This window comes from Bacillus sp. SIMBA_008 (assembly GCF_046535495.1).
Lineage (GTDB): Bacteria > Bacillota > Bacilli > Bacillales > Bacillaceae > Bacillus > Bacillus subtilis.
Genome location: NZ_JAWRWL010000300.1, coordinates 1 through 281, shown reverse-complemented (window position 1 = coordinate 281; position 281 = coordinate 1). Strand labels below are relative to the sequence as shown.

Below are 281 nucleotides of genomic sequence, written 5' to 3'. Positions count from 1 at the left end.
CTTTGAAGTGCAAGATGAGCAAGGAAAAGTAGTAACGAAAGTGACAACAGATAAAGAAGGAAAAGCAAACATTTCAGATCTATCTGTAGGAAGTTACAAATTAGTAGAGGTAGAAAGTTTACCAGGTTATAAGAAATTAATAGAGCCGGTATCGTTTGAAATTGCAAAAGGCATGACCGAGGTCTTATCATTAAAAATAGAAAATGAAATGGTAGATACGGGGAATGTAGAGATAACAAAAATAGACAAAGATAATAAAGCACCGTTAGCGGGAGTAACGT

At 34.9% G+C, this 281-nt stretch carries 1 protein-coding gene; it reads left to right on the top strand.

The window, feature by feature from the left end; translation table 11 throughout:
* Positions 1-281 (top strand): MSCRAMM family protein (locus SB658_RS23300; RefSeq protein WP_410602648.1); only part of this gene is annotated, 281 nt, incomplete at both ends.